This is a genomic window from Neobacillus ginsengisoli, from assembly GCF_030813055.1.
Window position 1 is genome coordinate 112,019 of the sequence record NZ_JAUSTW010000008.1, and the last position, 21,011, is coordinate 133,029.

Annotated in this window: 17 protein-coding genes and 1 pseudogene; 3 read left to right on the forward strand and 15 right to left on the reverse strand. The window is 38.1% G+C overall.

The genetic code is table 11. The annotated features are described in order from the left end of the window. The first annotated feature begins 214 nt into the window (after nucleotides 1-214). Entirely contained in the window at nucleotides 215-493 is a 279-nt protein-coding gene (locus J2S10_RS21420) for a DUF4257 domain-containing protein (RefSeq protein WP_307412154.1), read from the forward strand. Nucleotides 494-804: 311 nt separating this feature from the next. On the opposite strand, the gene J2S10_RS21425 is transcribed toward J2S10_RS21420, so the two are convergent. The 3 genes from J2S10_RS21425 to J2S10_RS21435 form a co-directional block, all read right to left on the reverse strand. Beyond that, on the reverse strand, nucleotides 805-1,704 hold the full coding sequence (locus J2S10_RS21425) for an SDR family oxidoreductase (protein WP_307412157.1): 900 nt from the start codon (nucleotides 1,702-1,704) through the stop codon (nucleotides 805-807). Between the two features lie 192 nt (nucleotides 1,705-1,896). Continuing rightward, nucleotides 1,897-3,087, reverse strand: a complete 1,191-nt coding sequence (locus J2S10_RS21430) for a cytochrome P450 (RefSeq protein ID WP_307412159.1) — start codon at nucleotides 3,085-3,087, stop codon at nucleotides 1,897-1,899. Nucleotides 3,088-3,438: 351 nt separating this feature from the next. Continuing rightward, complete coding sequence (locus J2S10_RS21435; protein ID WP_307412162.1) at nucleotides 3,439-4,149, reverse strand: ABC transporter ATP-binding protein; 711 nt, start codon at nucleotides 4,147-4,149, stop codon at nucleotides 3,439-3,441. 492 nt (nucleotides 4,150-4,641) lie between these two features. On the opposite strand from J2S10_RS21435, the gene J2S10_RS21440 reads away from it, so the two are divergent. Both J2S10_RS21440 and J2S10_RS21445 read left to right on the forward strand, forming a co-directional pair. After that, nucleotides 4,642-4,884 carry a hypothetical protein gene (locus J2S10_RS21440; RefSeq protein ID WP_307412165.1) on the forward strand — a complete coding sequence of 81 codons (243 nt, stop codon included), beginning with the start codon at nucleotides 4,642-4,644 and terminating at the stop codon, nucleotides 4,882-4,884. Between the two features lie 338 nt (nucleotides 4,885-5,222). Next, nucleotides 5,223-5,420 (forward strand): annotated as a pseudogene (locus tag J2S10_RS21445) (gfo/Idh/MocA family oxidoreductase); the annotation flags it as partial. Nucleotides 5,421-5,661: 241 nt separating this feature from the next. On the opposite strand, the gene J2S10_RS21450 reads toward J2S10_RS21445, so the two are convergent. The 12 genes from J2S10_RS21450 to cobA form a co-directional block, all read right to left on the reverse strand. Further along, nucleotides 5,662-6,825 (reverse strand): YecA family protein, encoded by a 1,164-nt coding sequence (locus J2S10_RS21450; RefSeq protein ID WP_307412168.1) that lies wholly within the window; start codon nucleotides 6,823-6,825, stop codon nucleotides 5,662-5,664. Between the two features lie 119 nt (nucleotides 6,826-6,944). Beyond that, entirely contained in the window at nucleotides 6,945-8,108 is a 1,164-nt protein-coding gene (locus J2S10_RS21455; protein WP_307412171.1) for an iron-containing alcohol dehydrogenase, read from the reverse strand. Nucleotides 8,109-8,668: 560 nt separating this feature from the next. After that, the gene (locus J2S10_RS21460; RefSeq protein WP_307412452.1) at nucleotides 8,669-9,217 is read right to left on the reverse strand and encodes a cell wall hydrolase; all 549 of its coding nucleotides are present in this window, start codon (nucleotides 9,215-9,217) and stop codon (nucleotides 8,669-8,671) included. A gap of 318 nt (nucleotides 9,218-9,535) precedes the next feature. Continuing rightward, complete coding sequence (locus J2S10_RS21465) at nucleotides 9,536-10,810, reverse strand: glycosyl hydrolase family 18 protein (RefSeq protein ID WP_307412174.1); 1,275 nt, start codon at nucleotides 10,808-10,810, stop codon at nucleotides 9,536-9,538. A gap of 507 nt (nucleotides 10,811-11,317) precedes the next feature. Next, a complete protein-coding gene (locus J2S10_RS21470; protein WP_307412176.1) occupies nucleotides 11,318-13,231 on the reverse strand; it encodes an LTA synthase family protein in 1,914 nt (637 codons plus the stop codon). A 266-nt stretch (nucleotides 13,232-13,497) separates the two neighbouring features. After that, on the reverse strand, nucleotides 13,498-14,784 hold the full coding sequence (locus tag J2S10_RS21475) for a glycosyltransferase family 2 protein (RefSeq protein WP_307412178.1): 1,287 nt from the start codon (nucleotides 14,782-14,784) through the stop codon (nucleotides 13,498-13,500). Nucleotides 14,785-15,489: 705 nt separating this feature from the next. Beyond that, nucleotides 15,490-17,076: a bifunctional metallophosphatase/5'-nucleotidase gene (locus J2S10_RS21480; protein ID WP_307412180.1), complete on the reverse strand. Its 1,587-nt coding sequence runs from the start codon at nucleotides 17,074-17,076 to the stop codon at nucleotides 15,490-15,492. Between the two features lie 281 nt (nucleotides 17,077-17,357). Continuing rightward, nucleotides 17,358-17,996 carry a 5,6-dimethylbenzimidazole synthase gene (bluB, locus tag J2S10_RS21485; protein WP_307412183.1) on the reverse strand — a complete coding sequence of 213 codons (639 nt, stop codon included), beginning with the start codon at nucleotides 17,994-17,996 and terminating at the stop codon, nucleotides 17,358-17,360. Next, entirely contained in the window at nucleotides 17,986-18,897 is a 912-nt protein-coding gene (locus J2S10_RS21490; RefSeq protein ID WP_307412186.1) for a GHMP family kinase ATP-binding protein, read from the reverse strand. Before J2S10_RS21490 ends, bluB begins: the two co-directional genes overlap by 11 nt. A 181-nt stretch (nucleotides 18,898-19,078) precedes the next feature. Then, nucleotides 19,079-19,636, reverse strand: a complete 558-nt coding sequence (gene cobO, locus J2S10_RS21495) for a cob(I)yrinic acid a,c-diamide adenosyltransferase (protein WP_307412191.1) — start codon at nucleotides 19,634-19,636, stop codon at nucleotides 19,079-19,081. Nucleotides 19,637-19,648: 12 nt separating this feature from the next. Beyond that, nucleotides 19,649-20,218: a nitroreductase family protein gene (locus tag J2S10_RS21500; protein WP_307412194.1), complete on the reverse strand. Its 570-nt coding sequence runs from the start codon at nucleotides 20,216-20,218 to the stop codon at nucleotides 19,649-19,651. 1 nt (nucleotide 20,219) lies between these two features. Beyond that, nucleotides 20,220-20,999, reverse strand: coding sequence for a uroporphyrinogen-III C-methyltransferase (gene cobA, locus J2S10_RS21505; protein WP_307412196.1), 780 nt, complete (start codon nucleotides 20,997-20,999; stop codon nucleotides 20,220-20,222). Nucleotides 21,000-21,011 lie beyond the last annotated feature (12 nt).

The window sequence follows — 21,011 nt, forward strand, 5'->3', positions numbered from 1 at the left end:
ACTAACAGAAGGGTTGTGAAAGAGACTTATTTCAAGAACGAAATTTTATTTGATTTCGTTCTTTTATTTTAAGCATCTGGTAAAACTTAAAACAAAATTATTGAAAATTCAGTATTTCTACTCATATAGTTATGTTTACAAGTTTAGTATAATGGTAAAAAACACCAAGAATTAACCTTAGGTCAAAAAATCAGGCTTAAGGAGGTGAGAAACTGTGTTAAAAGACATTATTTTCTCGGTAGTAATTGGTGGGACGGTTGGGATTCTTGGACATGTTCGGAAGTATGGGAAGATCATCATGCCTCGAAAAACAAAAAAATTCATTTATCTCGGATTTCTAGAAGAAGTGCTTTTAGGTGCAGTTGCTTCGCTTCTCCTCATGCTTTATTTAGCTCCAAATTCCTCTTTAGATAAAATGTTTGTTGGGATCATTGCTGGGATTGGTGGGGATACTTTGCTTATTAAAATTAAGCTCTTAAAAAATGGCCGTTGATAAATAATAATCAAAAAACACCCACCCTGTATAGTATATTTTCCTTCTGTGTAGACAGTATGAGAAATCCGATACTGTATAACATTGGAGGAATTTTATGTTTGGCTAAAAATCCAAAAGTTTCAGTATATCCAATATTTAACCTGCAAATCTTTGAATATAGCTGGAATTTCTTCATTGAACAAAAAAAGTGGCTGGTTACTCAACCAAAATAAGCAAAATACAACAAGATCAAAAGCCCTCCTCCTAATCCGATTAACCCCCTATTACAAATTGCTTTACTGCTCATACTTCCTTTCAAGACCTCAATCTTATGTCGTAACCATCATTCCACCGTTCACATGAATTGTTTGTCCAGTTATATAAGAACCATCATCCGATGCTAGAAGCACATATACTGGGGCAAGTTCGTATGGCTGTCCCGCCCGCTTCATTGGCACATCTGTTCCAAACGTCATAATGACCTCAGGCGGCTGTGTTGCTGGTTGTAATGGAGTCCATATGGGACCGGGTGCAACAGCATTCACTCGAATCCCTTGTTCCACAACGTTATTAGCCAATGCTCTCGTATAACTGACAATCGCTCCCTTTGTTGCAGAATAAGCGATTAAGGTTTCCTGCCCAGTATAGGCATTTACCGATGTCGTGTTCACAATACTACTACCGGCAGACATGTATGGCATGGCTGCTTTTGTCATGTGGAAAAAAGAAAGGATATTGATATCAAATGTCGTTTGTAACTGGTCATCACTAATGTCCATTATGTTGTCCGTAACAAATTGAACCGCAATATTATTAATAAGAACATCTACTTTTCCAAATAAATCAACCGTATTTTTTACAACTTGTTGGCAATGTTCTTTATTCCTTAAATCACCAGGTATTAATAAACAAGGTCTTCCTCTTTTCTCAACTGCTAGCCTCGTTTCTACAGCATCCTGGTGTTCGTCAAAATAAGCAATGACAATATTGGCTCCTTCCTTGGCAAACGCAACTGCGACTGCCCTCCCAATGCCACTGTCCCCACCGGTGATGATCGCCACTTTATCCTTCAGTTTACCTGTCCCGATATAATTAGGGTTATCATAAATGGGGCGCGGCACCATTAGATATTCAAGACCTGGCTGCCTGTATTGCTGCTGAGGAGGAAAAGTCAATGGAATCTCTTCACAATTCAATTCCGACCCAATATAAGGATATTTCGGGTACATTCTAGCTCTCCTCTCGGTTTCTTTATTGGAGTAGTATATTCCGATCTGGAAATTGGGTGCTTTTGTTAGTCATTGAAATTCGGAAGAGGTTTTAAATTAAACAAGAGATGTTTTATAAAAATAATAGAAAAAAAAGTGTGTCCCAAAAGCTACTTTTGGGACACACTCTTTAATCATCGCTTACTAGCGACTTTATTCTAATCCTACACTGACCGGAAGCTCTTTAAATCCGTACACAAACGCACTAGGTATCATACTCAGCTTTTTGGTTGTATCCAATTTCATATCCGGTAACGCCTTTAGCATCTCAGTAATGCATATTTTCGCTTCTAATTTTGCAAGCTGTGATCCCAGACAAAAGTGAACACCAGTTCCAAAAGATAGATAATTGTTTGGAGAGCGATTGATGTCAAAAACATCTGGATTGTCAAATACGTTTTCGTCTCGATTTGCAGAACCGATCCAGGCCATGACTTCTTGCCCTTTTTTCAGTTCCATCCCTTTTAAATTCATATCCTCAGTAACGAAGCGATTCATGCTGTGAACAGGAGAACGATAGCGAAGGGCTTCTTCAATGGCTGCGGGTATAAGGGAATTGTCTCTATATAATTGTTTAAGTATATCCGGATGCCCAAACAGAGTAAGCATGGTATTTGTAATAAGATTTGTAGTTGTTTCAATCCCTGCAACAAGAAGGAGAAAACAGAAACTTAATAACTCTTCAATGGATAATTTCTCTCCATCTACTTCTGCAGTAATTAAAGTGGATACGATATCGTTTTTGGGGTCAAACCGCCGTTTTGCAATTATTTGCTGAAAGTAGGTTTGTAGGTCAAGTATTGCTTTTCCTTGCTTAGCAAATAACTTGTTCATTACATTAGGAGATAGTGTTCGTGTTCCCGATACGAAAATATTAGACCATTTTTTAAATATGTCTCGGTGTTGGCTCGGTACTCCGAGCATTTCTGAAATCACGATAACAGGAAGGGGATAAGCGATATCCGCGACAATATCGATCTTGCTTTTTCCTTGTAGCGATGCTAATAATTCATGTGTTAGAGCCTGAATTCTCGGTGCAAGTTCTTGAATGGCTCTTGGGGTAAATGCCTGACTGACAATATTGCGGTATCTTCGGTGGGTTGGAGGATCCAAATCTAGCAAAGTTGAAACACTACCATTTCGTTTTGAACTGAATTGCTTGTAATTTTGTAAGACCATTTGGACATCCTCATAACAAAATATGTCCCAGCAATTCCGTTCTGGATCAAAAGAAACCGGAGAGTTTTTTCGCATCTTTTTATACCAATCATAGGGTGAGTTGGTTTCATCCAACCCTCTAGGGCGCACTAGCAGTCCATAGCTCATTTGTTGTTCCTCCATCATGATTCCCTCCTTTAATATTTTACCTTACTGGCCATTCATCCAGTAAATAAATCGTTGTGCTGTAACTGGGTGGTTTAGGTAACCTTACAATTTATGCGGTTTACATTGTTCCTATCATCTTTTCAAAAGGTACAACCTGGGGTATCCTTGATCATAATTTATATTTTAAACCCCCTTCTTGCCTTATAGCAAATGAATAAATTTATTGAATCAGTAATTAAAACAGAGCCACTTTTAGACCTTTCCCCCCCACGTCAGTTGTTCGTACCGGTCTAGTAATTACGGTTCCACCACCTCCAACTACAAAAAAATCATTTTGCTGCCAATCGGCCTAAGCCCTGCAAAGCCCTTTTAATGGATTGAAAACTCCCCTAATCGTTCACCACCATTCTCAAAAAGCTTGCCGTCTTGAAGAATGACCATTCTGCCTGCTTGTTTTGCGATTGAAAGGTCATGGGTTATTAAAATCACGGTATGTCCTAATTCATTTAACTCCTTCATGACCTGCAGAATCTCCTTGCTCGTTTTACTATCAAGGGCTCCAGTTGGTTCATCCGCAAGGAGTATGGTAGGCTTGGCAACTAGTGCTCTGGCAATGGCAACCCTTTGCTGCTGGCCGCCTGAAAGCTGTGTCGGTAATTGTCCTGCTCGGTCTTTCAATCCAACCTGGTCTAGAACTTCTAATGCCCTTTCTCGTCTTTTTGCCATAGACATTTTAGTATATAGTAGAGGCATTTCAACATTTTCCATAGCCGTCAGCCTTGTTAGCAGGTTAAAATTTTGAAAAATAAATCCTATTTCTTGATTTCGAATGGCTGCCAGTTGATTATCATTCTTTTTTCCAATATCCTCCTCTTGTAATAAATAGGTTCCTGCATCCGGCCTGTCAAGGCACCCAATCATGTTCATTAAAGTAGATTTCCCCGAACCAGAAGGGCCCATAATCGCTACAAACCCTCCTTTTAGAATTTCAAGTGAGACATCATTTAGAGCATGGATTGTTTCACCGCCAAGCTTATACCTCTTCACTATGTTTTTTAATTGAATAATAGGTGTGCTCATTATTTTCCTCTCCTTCCACTGATGTCAATACTCATTCTAATAATTAGGCTTTGTGGATTGTCGAGTGAATGTACCCATCGCATGTAGGTACCCAAGTCATTGATATTTGTTCATTTAAAATCTTTGTTCCTCTTCTAATATATGTTTGGTCAGGGAATGACTTGACAAGGTTACTTGCTTTCTAGCTTGTATTAATTTGAGGATTGCTACGCCCGTCAAATCTAGGCCGAGGTACATATCGACTTCATCAGTGAAGGTTGGAATTCAATTAATATTCTAAGATTTACTGGCAGCCTGGCTTTTAACTATGAGTATTTTTTATGGGAATTGTCCAAAATGTTGATAAAAAGCATTATTTTGGAGAAGTGTATTTATGGAGATTGGGCTGAAACTTAGGGAAAAGACGTTCAAAGTTAATTTAAAAAGCCTTTTAGAAAAATTGATCCAGCTGCAAGAGCAGATAATTTCTTTGATATGTAGGAGGGTAAACCTATGGACATAGAGCAGTTAAATGAACTTACTATTGAGGAGTTAAAAGAAATTAATATTGAGGTTTTAAATAAAATTATTTCGAATAAACAAAGGGATCTTGAAGAATGTGAACAGGAGCTTAAAAGCCTCTGGAACCACAATGGAATTATGGAAAAGGCCTTAATTACTTTTAAAGTAAACTTACAGGAAGACCTAGAACGATATAACGAAAAATTAAGTCTTGCTTTGAAGGATTCAAACTGAATTGCATATCATTGGTAACTAAACATTAGCTTAAGCAGCATTTCAAGTGAATAACCAATGGGTTAAGCCTTATATTAAAAAATTTTTACTTAAATCAGCACTTGTCCATTCCAGTTTACTATCTTGTACATATGTTATTACTACCACCAAAACCATCTGTATAAAACATTACCTTCCAAGGAACGTTTGCTTCAACAGCAGACGTTTCTTACATTTTTAGGTAAATTGCCGATTTTGTCTTAAATGGTGATGATTGTCCAAACCATTCTTTTCTTAAGAAATATACATAGCTATAATTCTTAAATAGGTTCAAAGAAAAAAATATTAATTTTGAATATCTGTTAGGACCGATTAAACGAATTTCCGGTTCAACCCGAATTAGCTATCCAGAAAGAACGGTTTTGAGTAAACCGAAAGCAGGCACTAAATTACAAGTCACTACCCCGACTCATATATCAGGCGTCATTGATTTTGGATCGGGTGTGATCGGAACCATTACAACAAGCTTTGATGCTTTTGGCGGTACTTCGCTTCCTCCTGGCCTGAATCTTTGTCTGTGGAATTGCAGTCTTCTAGGTATAAGTAGATTACTTTCTTCCCTTGTTTGATAACCAGGTTATATATTAATTTAGAGTCTCCCTGTGTATTGGGAGACTCTCTCACATTTCTCTGTTTCAATGGTTCTAACCTCTTGGAGTTTCAACCGCTAATACAGCTTATCCTTATACGTAATCCCTTTCACAAGGCAATAACGGATCAGTCGTTTTCCTATTCAGTTCATTTACCGCAGCATTTTTTATATTTTTTGCCGCTTCCACATGGACAGGGATCATTTCGGCCTACTTTATTTTCCTTTCGAATCGGAACGCTTTGAAGCAAATTCTCCTGCTTACTTGCATTACTAAAGTCCATCTCCCTTTCCATGGCTACTTGTCTCCACTCTTCTAGGTCAGGGTGCTGCTCGCCTAAAATGGAATAATAGCTATAAACGGTCTGTTCAATATCAACAAGGCCTGAAGAATACTCCAATTTCATATGACCGCTAATTTCGGGTAGTGCCTTTTCAGAAAGGTGATGACAGAGTGCTTCGATAAGTAAATCTTGATTATCGATTTCCTCTGCCTCTCGATAAGCCTCTCTTAAAACTTGAACAGCGAAGTCTGATTTAATATTTTCGATAACTGAACTGGCAAAAATAATCGATTCCTCTTTCTTTAAATAAGGTGCTACCTTTTTCACAACCTCATCCGTTTGAAAGCGAATTAACGCAGCAGCGGCTTCTTCTAACAGGATATCATCATCACGTACTAACAAGCTAGCCAGTAATGGGATCTGCTTTTCCAGCTTTAGTAATCCAGTCATATAAACCGACAGATATCCATTAAATGAAAACCATTGTTCTGCTGATTCCTCTTGAATAATCAAATCTATTTCGTCTTCTGAGATCCAGCCCTTTTGAACAATACACAATGCCAGTTTTTTCGCTTTAATGTATAGATCATGCTGATAAGAATCCGCCCGTTCAAGAGCATTTAATGTTTTTCCATATTCGGTGTAAACTTCTTCCTCCGTTCCATTTATTACTAGCTCATATAAGGACCACATTTCCTCACAAATATATCCTTCCAGAGGCTCCCTATATGCTAGAGCAAGTTCCGGGTCCATATGGTCAAACAATTTCAGCGCTAAATGCATCTTCGACTTATCCATCATCGGGATATTTTCTATCAGAATCTTGACGGCCTCTTCATTGATCGTCTGTTTTTCTACATAGATGAGAATGGAGGTTTGCTTCTCTTTGTTTGTAAAAGCTTCTTTTAATAATTCTACCGTCCATTCTTCCGGAACGTTTGGAAAATCGTGCAGTGCATGAAGCACCGTTTCTTGAATTAAAAGATCATCGCTAATTAAGTGGGGTTTAATTTTTTCTAAAAATCTCATTGAGTTAGTCCTTTCACTCTACTTTTACTCAAACGCCATTTTATAATCATTATTACCAAAATCAATCGTTCTTCATCAAAAAAACCCCGCTACAAATCTGTAAACGAGGTTCTAGGGCTTTATTTTGCTAATTGATAAATTTGATAGACATCGGGCTCATATAACTTGATGAAGTTGCCTAATGGGCCTCTTTCAGTTGCCTTCTTTGCCATTTCTTCAAAATGTTCTTCGCCAATCTCAGCTTCTTTCATGGTAACCGGCATGCCGATTGAACTAAAGAATTGTTCTGTTTTCTTAATGCCGGCTAAAGCTGTTTTTTCCGGATTGTTCATGTCAATTTCTACATCCCATACCCGGTTTGCAAATTGAACAAAACGATTGACATCATGTTTATAAACATACTTCATCCACGCAGGAAAGATAATCGCTAATCCGGCCCCGTGCGCAATATCGTAAATGCCGCTTAATTCATGCTCAATATCGTGGCTTCCCCAATCACCGATTCTTCCTGTCCCTAACAAATCATTATGTGCAATGGTCCCGGACCACATAATCTCAGCTCTCGCAGCATAATTTGTTGGCTCTTCTAAAACCGTATGGGCATTATGAATAATCGTTCTTAAGGCAGCCTCACATAAACGATCGGTCAGTTCTACATTCTTTTCATTCGTAAAATATCTTTCCAAAATATGTGCCATCATATCTGTAATGCCGCAAGCGGTTTGATAGGAAGGCAATGTGTATGTAAGCACCGGATTGAGGATCGCAAACTGAGGTCTCATTTTCATATGTCCTGTTGCCCTCTTATACCATCCATCCTCGTTCGTAATAACCGTTCCTGAACTTGATTCACTGCCGGCAGCAGGAATGGTAAGGACAACACCGATCGGCAAACAGTCTGAAACCGCTTCTTTCCCTGTAAAGAAGTCCCATACATCCCCATCATATTTTGCTCCTGCTGCAATCGCTTTCGCCGAATCAATCACACTGCCTCCGCCAACAGCGAGAATAAAGTCGATATCATGCTCCTTACAAAGGGCAATTCCTTCTCGAACAAGACTTACCCGAGGATTTGGCTTTACTCCGCCTAACTCCACAATTTCTATTCCCTGGTCGTGCAATGACTTTACAACCGTATCATATAACCCGTTATTTTTAATTCTTCCCCCGCCATAATGCAAAAGAAGCTTTTTCCCATAAACAACTGACTCTTGCCCAACTACTTGCTCTTGATCCTTACCAAAAATAATCTTCGTACTATTTTGAAAAACAAAATCCTGCATGATTTCCCCTCCTATTTTAATAGTAATATTTTTATATAATAAAAGCTATTGATTGTATTGGAAAGAATAGCAGAAAAAGCCGAAAAAGACATGCTACTAGAAAAAAGAGGCAGTTTCCAAAAGGTTCGAGAATAAAGCCCTTTGGAAACTGCCTCTTCAAAATTGTAAGCAAACAGAGTTTAACTTTTGGTACAAACAAATACAAATAGGAAATTTCTGTTTTTGCTATTTTGTAGATGTCATAACTTTATAGATATTTAGTCATCTTTATGAATTTACTACCACTAGTGGTATTTTATTATCACCAATTTTCCAATATTTAGTAAACTTAGTATATGTACCATTATCCACATTCTTATTAGATATTATAAAAACTCTATGTATAATTCTGTAAAATACTGTAAAGTTCTTATTGCACTTACCTTCGTTAGAATTAGGAAAAAACCTCCAAGAGAGCGGGAGTAAATCAATAAAGGATTTATTAAAGCTAATGTGATTGTGCGCAATAAAAAAACAAAGAAGCACCAATCGTAAAAGATTAGTGCCCACTTACTAAATAATTATTTAGCGAATATATGATGACCAATTCTAGCTGTCACTTGACGTGATGAGACCCAAGAGCTTGTAGAAGTTGCAGGATTGTAGAAAAATAAAGATCCGTTTCCTCTCCCCATTAAAGCTATTGCTTCATTAACGGCTCTTATAGAAGCTGCATCTGCAGGTTGATTAATTTGACCGTTTTCTACAGGTGTAAATGCATAATGTCCATTGGAGATTTGATAAATGACTCCATGGACTGTGTTAGGGAAGTTTGGACTTTTTACCCGGTTTAAAACTACGGTTGCAACTGCAACTTTCCCAGCGTAAGGTTCTCCTACTGCTTCTGCATGAACAAGACGTGCCATAAGGGCTTTATCTGCTGCTGATACAGGAGAGTTCGGGATTACGATGTTTTCTCCTGCATAAAGAGATGACCAATGATTTGCTGCTTCTAAACTATTTAAAGGAACCCCGATACCTTTTGCGATATTCCAATATGTTTCACCATTTGAAACTGTGTGAGTAAATGTAGCTGCTTCAGATTTACTATTTAAAGTAAGTACTGACATTGATAAGATTACTCCAGCTGCTATTACTAACTTTTTAAGTTTTTTTAGTTTTTTCATGTTTTTATAACCTCCTAATAGTCCGCTCTTTTGGTTGGTCTACTATTAGGCTATCAGTTGTAATATTTCTATTCATTGTCCAAAACTTGGTAATACAATGTAAGGCCTTTCAATCATTTAATATAAAGCCTTTAAAAGATACTATGTTAAAATTATCCAATTTTATAGAATATCCAACATTAACCTTTACATGAAAATTAATGTCCAATTTTTACAAGAGATTTCAATACTGTAACATTCAAAATAAATACCTATATATCTTCAAAATCTATTCTTAACAACCGTTATATTCTTACTTAAATATACCCAATTCTGAGGTGCTGGCAAACTGATTTGCCAAAAAGTTGTTCCAACTAAATTGTAATTATCAATAAGTTTATACTTTTCGATATAGCTTCGAATGTCTTCGAACCAAACGATATTCTCTTTAGGACCGCGAAAGTATCGGTACCATGGCGATTTAGCCGTATAATCGAATTGAATCGTTGCTCTTTTTGAAATCGCTTGATTTTGTGCAGCAAGCACCGATAATGCCTGAGTTGAATTTGTAGTGGCATCTTTGTCATATCCATATAGCGGCATAGCAATTAACAGTTTTTGTGAATTAAGTTGAGTTAGTGAGTACTTAATCACCTGCTCTACCCATCCGTAGGGTGCGATCGAATCAGGCGGGCCACCCGGATAGCCATAATCGATCGTCATTACCGCCATAAGATCAACTGCATTTCCAATTGCTGCATAATCATAAGCCCCTACAATCCGATTCGTAGGGAAATCCGCTGCTTTGGCATGAACGTTCACATGTAATAGTAGGTCGCCTAATGATTTCTTTAATTCCATTAGGAACAAATTAAAATCATTGCGCCTTGCTGGTGGAATAAATTCAAAGTCAAGACTGACACCGCCAAACCCTCTATCTGTTGTGAGTTTTGCTATGCTAGTTACTAAATTGTTTCGATAGGTTCGACTTTCCAGAACTCTTCCCGCAAGCTCAGCATCGAACCCCTCGGTTGTATAGTTTCTAATCAACAATAATGGGGTAATGTTTACTTGTTTGCATTTTGTTACTATCGCGGAATCCTCTATTTGATTAAAAGCGAAACCCTCATTTGTAAATGAGTAAGCCACTACCGCTAAATAGGTAAGCTGACTTGAGAGTGAATCTATAATAGAAAGAGTTGTAGTATTTGCCGAAGGAACTAAAAACCCAAGAGTGGTAATTATTAATTTATTTGTTGAGGGGATGTTAATGACCTGATCGATATGAAGATGATTTAGATCTATTCCTGGATTAGCAGTACGTATCAAAGAAAGATTTGAGTTAAATTCTTGGGCCAATTTCCAAGGGGAATCACCTGCTTTTATCCGATAGGCACGTATCGGTAGCGTATTGTCAGGAATATAAAGAGAAAGACCAGGAACAACAACCGCAGTAGATAATAACCCATTTACACTCACTATTGATTTAATTGAGACTCCATAGAGCTTGGAAATAGACCACAGATTTTCACCGCTACTTACAACATGAACAGACACACTCTCCCCCCTTCCAAAATCTCATACATTACCAAAATATCCTTATACACCATATCTTATGTCTAAAATTTAATTTTTAAATATCTCTAAACAACTCATCATTATGATGGTGAATGAAGTGAAAAAAAGAAAGTCCAATGGGAATAACCCTTTTGGACTTTTGATACGAATTAAATTTTACTTTTTTTTTAAATCGTTCAAACACCGGGTCATATTCAACTTAGTGTTTGATACTATATTCATAGTTACGGTAGATTAAAAATTGTAAGTTAATTTTATTTTTGAGCAAAAAAATCCCATGCTACCAGTTACCAATTCAGTAGGTATAAATATTCCTAGTGGAGTATTTAGTACCTTATTTAATTTAAAAGAGCTTCTTAGAATATACTTTTATTTAATCGTATACTATACCTTCCGTATCAATAATGAGTTTATCCATGAGTTCATTCACTGTTAAGAATAGGTGCTTTTATTTCCTTTCTCAAAGACTTGAAGGAGATAAGCTCCCTATTTCTTAGTCGGTCCTAAATATTGATAATCAGTTGGATTGATCGGTTTAAACCCATTCGGATGATAAAAGCGAAGCAAATCTTGGTTTACGATCATATCTGACATCTGCAGTTCATTTTTCACTTGGGTGCTAATGCTGTTACATGCTTTTTGATTAGCAGCAAGAGAACCCGTAGCCACGCTATAGCATTTGTCACCGGATTGAATCACATTAGTTGAAACAAAATCCCCATTCCTAAAGGCAACCCAATTCCGATGCTGCGGCGATAATAGATCGGAACCAAATTCTATATAATCTTTTGTATCCATTCCAAGAAGATGAAGAAGAGTCGGACGAACATCAACTTCCCCGCCCACTTGGTGTTCCACTCCGCCTTTAACGCCTGGAACATGGATGAACAATGGAACCTGCTGAAAATTAGAGTCCATTACAGGGGTAATTTTGTCCACTCCCAGCGCTTTTGCCAGGGCAGTATAGTTGTTACTGGAAAGTCCGTAATGGTCGCCATAAAGAATAATCACCGTCTTGTCGTACAATCCATCTTTTTTAAGGGCATCAAAGAATTGCTTAAGTGCCTGATCCATATAGTTCGCAGATTGAACGTATTGATCCACAGCCCAGTCCCCAAAATTCCCCTTTGGAAAATCGGTATCACCTGGATCGACCTCAAAAGGAAAATGGTTTGATAGAGTGATGAATTTCGTATAAAACGGTTGTTTTAAACTTTCGAGCATTGGCATGCTTTCAGCAAAAAACGGCTTATCCTTCATTCCGAAATTCTTTGTATTTTGCGGCGTCATGCTGTAATAAGAAGCGTCAAAAAACTGGTCGTATCCTAATGCCTTATACATGACATTCCGGTTCCAGAAAGTCTTATAGTTTCCGTGGAAAACCGCCGAATTGTATCCGTATCCTTTTAAAATGGCAGGAGTCGCCTGATAGGTGTTCTGCGCTTTGTTGATAAACACAGCGCCCTGATTCAAAGGATAAAGCGAGTTTTCCATTAAAAACTCCGCGTCGGACGTTTTCCCTTGTCCGGTTTGATGATAAAAATGATCAAAATAAAAGGTATTGCCATCATGAGCTAATGAGTCCAAAAAAGGTGTGACAAGTTGTCCGTTCGGCATTTTATAATCAATCATGAAATTTTGGAATGATTCCATTGAAACAAATATAACGTTCATCCCCTTCGCTTTTCCAAAGAGAGTCGGATTGGGAGGGGTATAGGTTGCTTTTCGGTAATTCTCCACATTTGTAAGATTGCTGCCGGACGCAAAAACGCGCTGACTTGATGAATGGATATATTGAAAGATGTCAAAGACAGTATAATTGTACGCACCCAGGTATTTAACAATATAATTTCGGTCAAAGGATAGTGATAAAAGGTTAGGACGGTCTTTTTCTGCAAGTCCATAATTTACTAAAAAAACGGTGATCGAAAACAGTAAGACGATTTGGTACGTTTTCCGGGTTTTGACTTTCACCTGTTTAAAAAAAGTGCAGGCAAGAACAATCAAGAGAATCGTGTCGGTAAAATAAAAAATATCAGAAAAAGACATCAAACCTGCAGCACTATCCCCTAATCCCCCGGCATTGGATTTTGCCTGAAGCAAAACAGGGACCGTAATAAAATCGTTGAAAAAGCGGTAATAAACAATATTGGCATACAATAAAAAGGACAAGAAAAATTGGATTCCAATCAATACACGCTTAAAATATTTTTTGGAAAGCAGCGCGAACCCTAAAAAGAAAAGAGCAGAGCTCAAAGGATTGAAAAATACTAAAAACTTTTGAAGATTATTATCTGTTCCAAGTCTAAAATCAAGTTGATATGCAATATACGTTTTGATCCAGAACAACACAACAGCTATGACAAAAAAAACTAGATGGTTATGAGCGATTTTTTTCATATTTTTCTCCTCTCTTGCTGTACACAGTAACTATATCATCTACGGTTGATTCTTACACTTTTAGCTGGCTTATACGGAATTTCTTATCATATATATATCGAACAGTTATCCATAAGTCCAGAAATTTATAATTTCCTGGTAACCAACAAAAAAAAAAAAACGAAGAGCAATCTACTCTCCGTAAGAAACCCAAAGGCACCTATTGCTAAAAATATGTGTTCGTCCATCATGAAAAAAGTTGCATCTGCTTTTTTCAAGTCATTCCATTATCGGAAATCATCAACAGATTTCACCACAGTGTGAGCAATTGGTTTCCATTCAATTTCCTTAAACAGGGCTACCACTGAAATTGGTAAATAGGTAAACATAAAAAGTGGAAAAGTAATTGTATAAGCGATTTTTTTCCATCCGGAACAATGAATTTTCTCCCATTCAGTCACGGTTGTAATGAAACCAAGTATAAACATTACCCCATAAGACCACCCAATCGAAACTAACACTCCTGTAGTGGTAGTATTTATTATCCCTTTATCATCAAATAACTCAAAAAAACTAGCCAAGTATAATAATCCATTCAATATAGAGCTGATACAAGAAACAAGCATGGTAGGCATAATCGTCATGGTCATATCATAGCATGAAAACCTGTTTTGCTTTCCTTGGAAAATACCGCCGATCAAACCCCTGCCATAATTAGTAAAGACCTGGTAAAAACCCTTCGCCCAACGTAATCTCTGATGCCAGGACTGGCCAAAGGTGACTGGTTGCTCGTCATAGAATATGGCGCTTCTGCAATACCCAATCCTTTCGCCTTTAATGATCTGAGAGACGGAAAACTCGATGTCTTCAGTAAGGAGATGGTGGATCCAGCCTCCATTCTCTTTAATCACATCAGCATGTACCAGAAATCCTGTTCCAGAAATGGCGCAACTGGAATGAAGGACCATTCTAGGAAGGTTAATATATTCAGCTTCATGCAGGAACCAGAGTGCATAACCAGCAGAAATCCAATTCTGGTCATAGTTCTTGGAGTTTCTATAACTGGTAATTACCCTGTATCCTTGATTGAAAGTTTTGTTCATCTCTGCTATATAATTCTCGTCAAGGAGATTGTCAGCATCAAACACAAAATATCCTTCATACTTTCTTGAGGAATATTCCCTTTCGATGGTTTTTATCATATAGTCGAGTGCATACCCTTTTCCAACCTGGTCCCTATTGAAGCGCTCCTTGACAATAGCCCCCGCTTCCTCTGCAACCCGGGCAGTATGATCGGTACAGTTGTCTGCTACAACGAAAATATCAATCAATTCCTTGGGATATTTCTGGTTTTTTATACTTTTGATCAGTTGTCCGATGACAAGTTCTTCATTGCGAGCTGCGATGATTACTGCAAATTTTCTGGGATGAATATTCTGCACCCCAGGATTATTATCCTTTTTTGCCTTAAATGCAACAAACATGTATACAATCTTATACGAATACATCAATGAAAATAATAGAAAAATGAAAAAATTAAAATCTTTAATTAAAGTTGAAATAGTTGAGCCCACGCCATCATCTCCACGGAGTTATCATTTTAATTTTAACATTCTTCCGCCTTTTCATCCACTACCAAGAAAATGGTAGCTAATCGGATTAAGTATCTAAACCTCAAATTCATGCTGTTGGGTTTAGCGACTCCGAAGAAAATTAAAATGTTTCTTAAGTAAATCACGCCTTTCCTGTTAACACTAATTAAATTTTCCAGTAAAAAGGCATCATCTATCTTTTTTACCCGTTAATTACTAAGTATATAACACATATTCTAATTATAGATTAAAAATATGTTAATTCTTTATTAATTTTTAAAGAACTTCCAACTGGTTGTTTTGCCATCTTTATCTAAAAAAGCCTCTTTCGCGTTTGGGTATTCCAAAATAGAGAAAAAGGCTTCACAGTCTGTTTAAATTATACCATACAGTCTATCAATAAAACGTTCTATTGAATCAGACTAGAAACTCTTTCTCATCTTTTTTGTTCTTTACTAGTTGGTACATCCTTAGGGAGTTTCAAAGCTAATCATTTAAATTCAATAAACTATTTACAACTCCTTAACAAAAAAGAAGCAATCACTTAACAATACTTTATTAATATATTATTAGCGAGGATAGCATGAGTGGCTATCATGGTATTTGGCGTAGGCGGGGCCAATACAAGTGAATACAAAGTTATGCAAGTACATGTATTTTCTCCCTCATCCAATAAAGTACTTCTAATTAATGTAGAACCATTTCGTGGGAATACTTTTGTTGGATATAGTGTATTAGTGCAGTGACAACTTGTGGACCGGATTCTACGAGTCTACCTTGTTCAAATGCAGTGAATTCATCACCGCCTGCAGCTAAATAATTACTAACAGCAATTTCATATTCCTTGTTCGGCTCAATCTCTTGACCCTTTATGTCTTTTATCGCTACAATACGGCTGCCAATTGGGGCATTCGGGTTCCAACTATACGTTAAACCAACCGTCTGTAGTCTATTTTCATAATCTTTCGTCCACTGCTGCTCTAAAGCAAATTTGATTTGGTCTCCTGTTAAGATTAACTTACTGACACTATGACCAAAAGGCAAATCTGTATATAGGTCTTCAACAGTGATATCCCCTTTTTTTAAATTATTCCGCATTTCCCCTTGATGGACAAAAGCTATATCTACCCCCATGGCTTCCCGCTCCGATTCTCCAATCATTTTCCCTAAAGGGGAGTCACCGTTTGCATCTTGATTCCGTGTGATCTCTTCAGGCAATTTTCCTACTACTTGATAAAAATAGCTCCCCAATCTTTTTCTATATTTATTTAGAAGGGCAACCGTTTCTTTATCCGGTTTTATCTGATCATGTGAAGTGACAATAATCTTTGCTTGCTTCTTGACAATATCTTTCGTATGGGGGTCAATTTCAAGATTTACTTGGGAAAATGCTTTCCCATAAGAATAAGCTTGAACGATCAATTTACCGGCAACAACGGTATTGGCATAATCATGGCTGTGACCGGCAAAGATGACATCAACCTCATCATCGATTTTTGGAGCCATCTCCACTAAAGCTTCTTGAGGATTTGCTCCTGTCTGATCCGATTTAGCCGACTCATGTGCCAAAACAACAATCGCTTTGACCCCTTTTTCCTTTAATAGCTTAACGGTACGGTTAATCGCAGAAACTTCATCCTGAATTTCTACTTCTTTTCGATTTTCAGGGGTCACATACAGGTCAGTATCGGTTGTGACCACACCGATAAATCCAATTTCAATTCCGTCAATTTGTTTTATAATATACGGTGGTAGCAAGGGAGTACCAGTTTTTTTATCGATGATATTTGCAGAAATGTAAGAGGTATCGGAACCTTGAAAATAACCTGTTTTATTATTGAATCCTCCATAAATAAGACGTTGCATTTCATTTACGCCTTGGTCTAATTCATGATTTCCGGGTGTCCCGATATCAACGTGCAGGAGGTTTAAAAATTCAATCGTGGGTTCGTCTTGAAATTGAGAAGAGATTGGCGGACTTCCTCCTACCATATCACCGGCATGAACTAACAGAGTATTTGGGTTTTCTTTTTTATATTTTTTTAAATAGGCAGCCAGGTATTCAGCACCCCCTGCCATGGTTCCTGAAATCCTTTGATACTTGTCTAGTTGGCCGTGAAAATCATTAACGCCTAATAATTGTACATGAATGTAGCGGTTAGATGTGGAAAAATTCGTTGTGGAATGATTGGATGAGAATGCTGTGATTTCATAAGTTACGAAAAGGATAAATACCAAGATGAACAAAGAAGATATGACCTGAAATTTTGACAACTTCCGATCCCTCCCTCCAGATGTAAATTTAGGATAACACTGGAATTTTATATCCGTATGAAGGGATCGTAAAATCTTTGTTTAATTTTTTGTAATAATTGTTAAATTAATACAAAAGATACATATTTTTCAAAAATATTCATATGGCTTACCATTTAGAAATATGCTAAGTTTTTGATTCGCTTCATTGGAAATAAAAGACAAAATTATTTTAAAAAAATTTCTATGATATTCCATTTACCTGAAAATACCCCGTCCATCCATACAGTTTTTACCTTTTATTAATTTCCCCATGTCTCATAAAATATTAAATTCTGAAGCGACCTCCTTTTTTCCCAATTAACTTGTTCCAGGATTGGGGAGGATGGAAATTCATTTGTATATCCGATAGAAATTAAGGCAACAGGATCAATATGTGGAGGAATTTGTAATATATCCCTTACATCATTTTTCTTATAAAAGCTAACCCATCCCATCGCTAAACCTTCCGCACATGTGGCAAGCCACATATTTTGTATTGCACAAGCTACCGAAAGAATATCCGTTTCGGGAATGGAATTCCTTCCTAATACATGGGAGCCCCCCCGTGTAGGGTCGCATGTTACACAAATGGTCAATGGTGCTTGTTTTATCCCCTCGACTTTTAAACTTAAAAAATGGGCAGCACGGTCTTCCTCAAAGTGAATAGCCAGTGCTTTTCGTTCCTTTTCTGCCGCCCATGCTAGTCGTTCTTTCATTTCAGTTGAGCTTACTAAGATAAAATTCCATGGTTGCATAAATCCTACTGATGGGGCATGATGCGCCGCTTGAAGAACTCGATCAATGATCTCGGGAGAAATTGGGTCAGGAAGAAAACTGCGAACATCTCTCCGTTTGTAAATCACATTGTAAATCGCTTCTTTTTCTTCATTACAAAACATTTATTATCCTCCCTTCCGCTATTTTTTGACTGTTCATTTTTTCATTGCTTTCATAATAAAAAGGTTTTATAGTAGGGTTTTTTATCATAACAGACATTTGCCTTGATAAATGTAAAACAACCTCGTTCCGATTAGGGATATTCCTATCTATTAAAATTCCCATCACAGTTCCACTGTGGGCGACAACAATGCCGCCCTGACATACATGAGCTAATTTTTCAAATTCATTAAAAAATGGGCTGGGTACTATTTTTTGATTTACTCGTGCGCTAATCGTTGCTGCCTTACAAATACATGATAAATCTTTTTTTCTAAACCCCTCTTTTACCCATTCATATGCTTCTAAAAATTGCTTTTGTTCGTGCCGATCATATGCTTTTGGAAATTGATTAAATTCAATGGTATTTACTTCTCCTCCAAGGTCTATTCCAACAAGGATAAACGAAGGTAAGGTTCCAAATATTTCCATAAGTTCACCTTGAATATAGTCATAGGCAACAACCTCATCATACATCACTCCATCTGTCGGCTCGATTTTAGCCGCTATTGTAGAGATCATTTCTTTGGTTAGAGGGAGTGAGTAACTATGAGCAATGGCTTTCATAGCTGCTACAATATCAGCGGAACTGCTCGCCATCCCCTTGCCAGCCGGAATATTGGAACGAATGTCAAGAAGGCCGCCATGTTTCAAACCAAACTGTTGAACTAACAATTCTCCAGCTTTTAATGCTTTTACCTTTGAATCCAAAACCGCAATTTCAGAGACGGTTGGATCAGGGATAAAGATGGCCTCACTTCTCAAACTTGAGATTGGCAGCGTGATTAAAAAAGGTCGTTCCCCTATTACCCCTTGCACAAGTTCTCCAAATGTACCATTACAACTTCCCTTGCCTCGTTTCATTGTGAAAGCTCCCATTCGACTATTTCACACCTTCTCAACCAAAAAAGAAATGATAAATAATGGCTGTTTTCTTTTGCGAAAAGCAGTTTTCTATTTCAAGAAGCAACAATCTTAAGAAAAGAGCCTAAAAAATAAATGGAACTGCTTACTCCGTCCTGTCGATCCTTTTCAATTCATGCCATTAAAATTCAATTCCCATCACGGCAGGAATTCCATCATTATAGTAATGCTTCACTGCCTTCATTTCCGTCACTAAATCAGCGCAGGCCAATAGCTCTGCCTTTGCAGACCGTCCTGTAATGATAAGATGCATTTGACTCGGGCGGTTTTTTATCAATTCAAGTACCTCCTTCAACGGTAGGACATCATCTATAGGAAACGTTTCTATCGCTAAGGCATTATTCAATTCATCTAAAATGACCACATCATATCCGCCCAAGAGCACCTTTTCCTTCGTAAAGGCCCACGCCGTTTTTAAAGCCTCCCGATGTTCCTCTGGTGTTTTTGTCCACGTAAAGCCGACTCCCGTTTGAAAGATTTCAATGCCCAATTTTTCCAACGTGATTTTTTCCCCGTAGGTTCTTTGGGGAGATTTAATAAATTGGATCACTAGTACCCGTTTCCCACGGCCGGCGGCCCGGATGGCCAGGCCAAGGGCGGCCGTTGTTTTACCTTTACCATCGCCTGTATAGACTAACGTTAGACCGCGCTGTTTTTTGTTTTCCACTGCTTCTCTCATTTAATCACCTCGTTAAAGCCAGACTGTTTTTTCTTCAAAGGATGTCCGAGCCGGCGCTTTGATTTTTTTTAATGCTTCATTATCCGGATAACCGATAAAAAGATTTCCAATTATTTTTTTGTTTTCCGGTGAACCGATAAACGCATACATCCGCGTATCACCTACAAGTCCCACGCCCCTTGTACGCCAAACCAGCCCTAAGCCTAATTCTTTTGCGGCAAGCCACATCGAATGGATAGCACAACAGACAGCGTATTCATTATCCCGGGAAGCCTCGGCATCACCGGGAACTATGTCGGCTGTTACGATAATGTGAACCGGTGTGGTTTTCAGTACCTTTAAGGAACTTTCTACCAAATGGGGTTTCGTTGGAAACCGCTCCTGCAAATATTCATTGGCCAATATCTCGTAGCGTTTTTTGGCTTCGCCTTTGATGACATAAAAGCCCCATGGTTCCCTCATTCGATCGTTTGGAGCCCATGTAGCAGCTTCCAATAATGTTTTAATTTTATCATCTTCAACATCTCTTTCGGCATAATCCCGAATAGCTCTCCGATTTTTGATTTCAGCTATAATCGACATGTTACTCTCTCCCTATGCTCACTTCTTTTTCTCCTTCTTGAAACCAGCTTATTTTTTCCCGTACCCCTACGACGTCACCAACGAGGACAATGGCAGGATGGGTAATACCTGCATTGGCAGCACGTTCTTCAATAGTTAATAAGTTTCCTGTTACAGTCTTCTGCCTTTCTGTTGTTCCCCATTGTATGATGGCTGCTTTCGTATTGGGGTTTTTCCCATGCTCTATTAACTTGGTACAGATATAGTTTAAATTCCCAATCCCCATATAAAATGCAATCGTATCAATCCCCTGCGCAAGCGCTGACCAATTCAAATGATCTTCTTCCTTTTCAGCCCGTCCATGGCCGGTTACGATTGCAAAGGAAGAAGCATAATCGCGATGGGTAACAGGGATTCCCGCATAGGCAGGCGCAGCAATTCCTGATGTAATACCAGGCACGATTTCATATGGTATGCCATGCTCAGCCAATACTTCCGCTTCCTCACCAACACGTCCGAATATACAAGGATCGCCCCCTTTTAATCTGGTGACGGTCTTCCCCTTAGCTGCTTTTTCGATTAAGAGCTCATGAATTTGTTCTTGTATGATTTGATGTTTTCCCGGGAGCTTCCCGCAAAAAATCAGCTCCGCACCGTCCTTTGCATGCTCCAGCAACGCATCATTAACTAATCGGTCATATAAAATTACATCCGCTTTTTGGATGCACTCCATCCCATAAATGGTGATTAGCTTTGGATCTCCAGGTCCCGCTCCGACAAGATACACTCTTCCTTTTGTCATCATCTATCTCCT

Excerpts from the sequence above, each read along its gene's own strand:
- J2S10_RS21425 (WP_307412157.1), bottom strand. The coding sequence starts at position 1,704 with ATGTACCCGAAATATCCTTATATTGGGTCGGAATTGAATTGTGAAGAG.
- J2S10_RS21430 (WP_307412159.1), bottom strand. The coding sequence starts at position 3,087 with ATGATGGAGGAACAACAAATGAGCTATGGACTGCTAGTGCGCCCTAGA.
- J2S10_RS21435 (WP_307412162.1), bottom strand. The coding sequence starts at position 4,149 with ATGAGCACACCTATTATTCAATTAAAAAACATAGTGAAGAGGTATAAG.
- J2S10_RS21440 (WP_307412165.1), top strand. The coding sequence starts at position 4,642 with ATGGACATAGAGCAGTTAAATGAACTTACTATTGAGGAGTTAAAAGAA.
- J2S10_RS21450 (WP_307412168.1), bottom strand. The coding sequence starts at position 6,825 with ATGAGATTTTTAGAAAAAATTAAACCCCACTTAATTAGCGATGATCTT.
- J2S10_RS21455 (WP_307412171.1), bottom strand. The coding sequence starts at position 8,108 with ATGCAGGATTTTGTTTTTCAAAATAGTACGAAGATTATTTTTGGTAAG.
- J2S10_RS21460 (WP_307412452.1), bottom strand. The coding sequence starts at position 9,217 with ATGTCAGTACTTACTTTAAATAGTAAATCTGAAGCAGCTACATTTACT.
- J2S10_RS21470 (WP_307412176.1), bottom strand. The coding sequence starts at position 13,231 with ATGAAAAAAATCGCTCATAACCATCTAGTTTTTTTTGTCATAGCTGTT.
- bluB (WP_307412183.1), bottom strand. The coding sequence starts at position 17,996 with ATGTTTTGTAATGAAGAAAAAGAAGCGATTTACAATGTGATTTACAAA.
- J2S10_RS21490 (WP_307412186.1), bottom strand. The coding sequence starts at position 18,897 with ATGAAACGAGGCAAGGGAAGTTGTAATGGTACATTTGGAGAACTTGTG.
- cobO (WP_307412191.1), bottom strand. The coding sequence starts at position 19,636 with ATGAGAGAAGCAGTGGAAAACAAAAAACAGCGCGGTCTAACGTTAGTC.
- J2S10_RS21500 (WP_307412194.1), bottom strand. The coding sequence starts at position 20,218 with ATGTCGATTATAGCTGAAATCAAAAATCGGAGAGCTATTCGGGATTAT.
- cobA (WP_307412196.1), bottom strand. The coding sequence starts at position 20,999 with ATGACAAAAGGAAGAGTGTATCTTGTCGGAGCGGGACCTGGAGATCCA.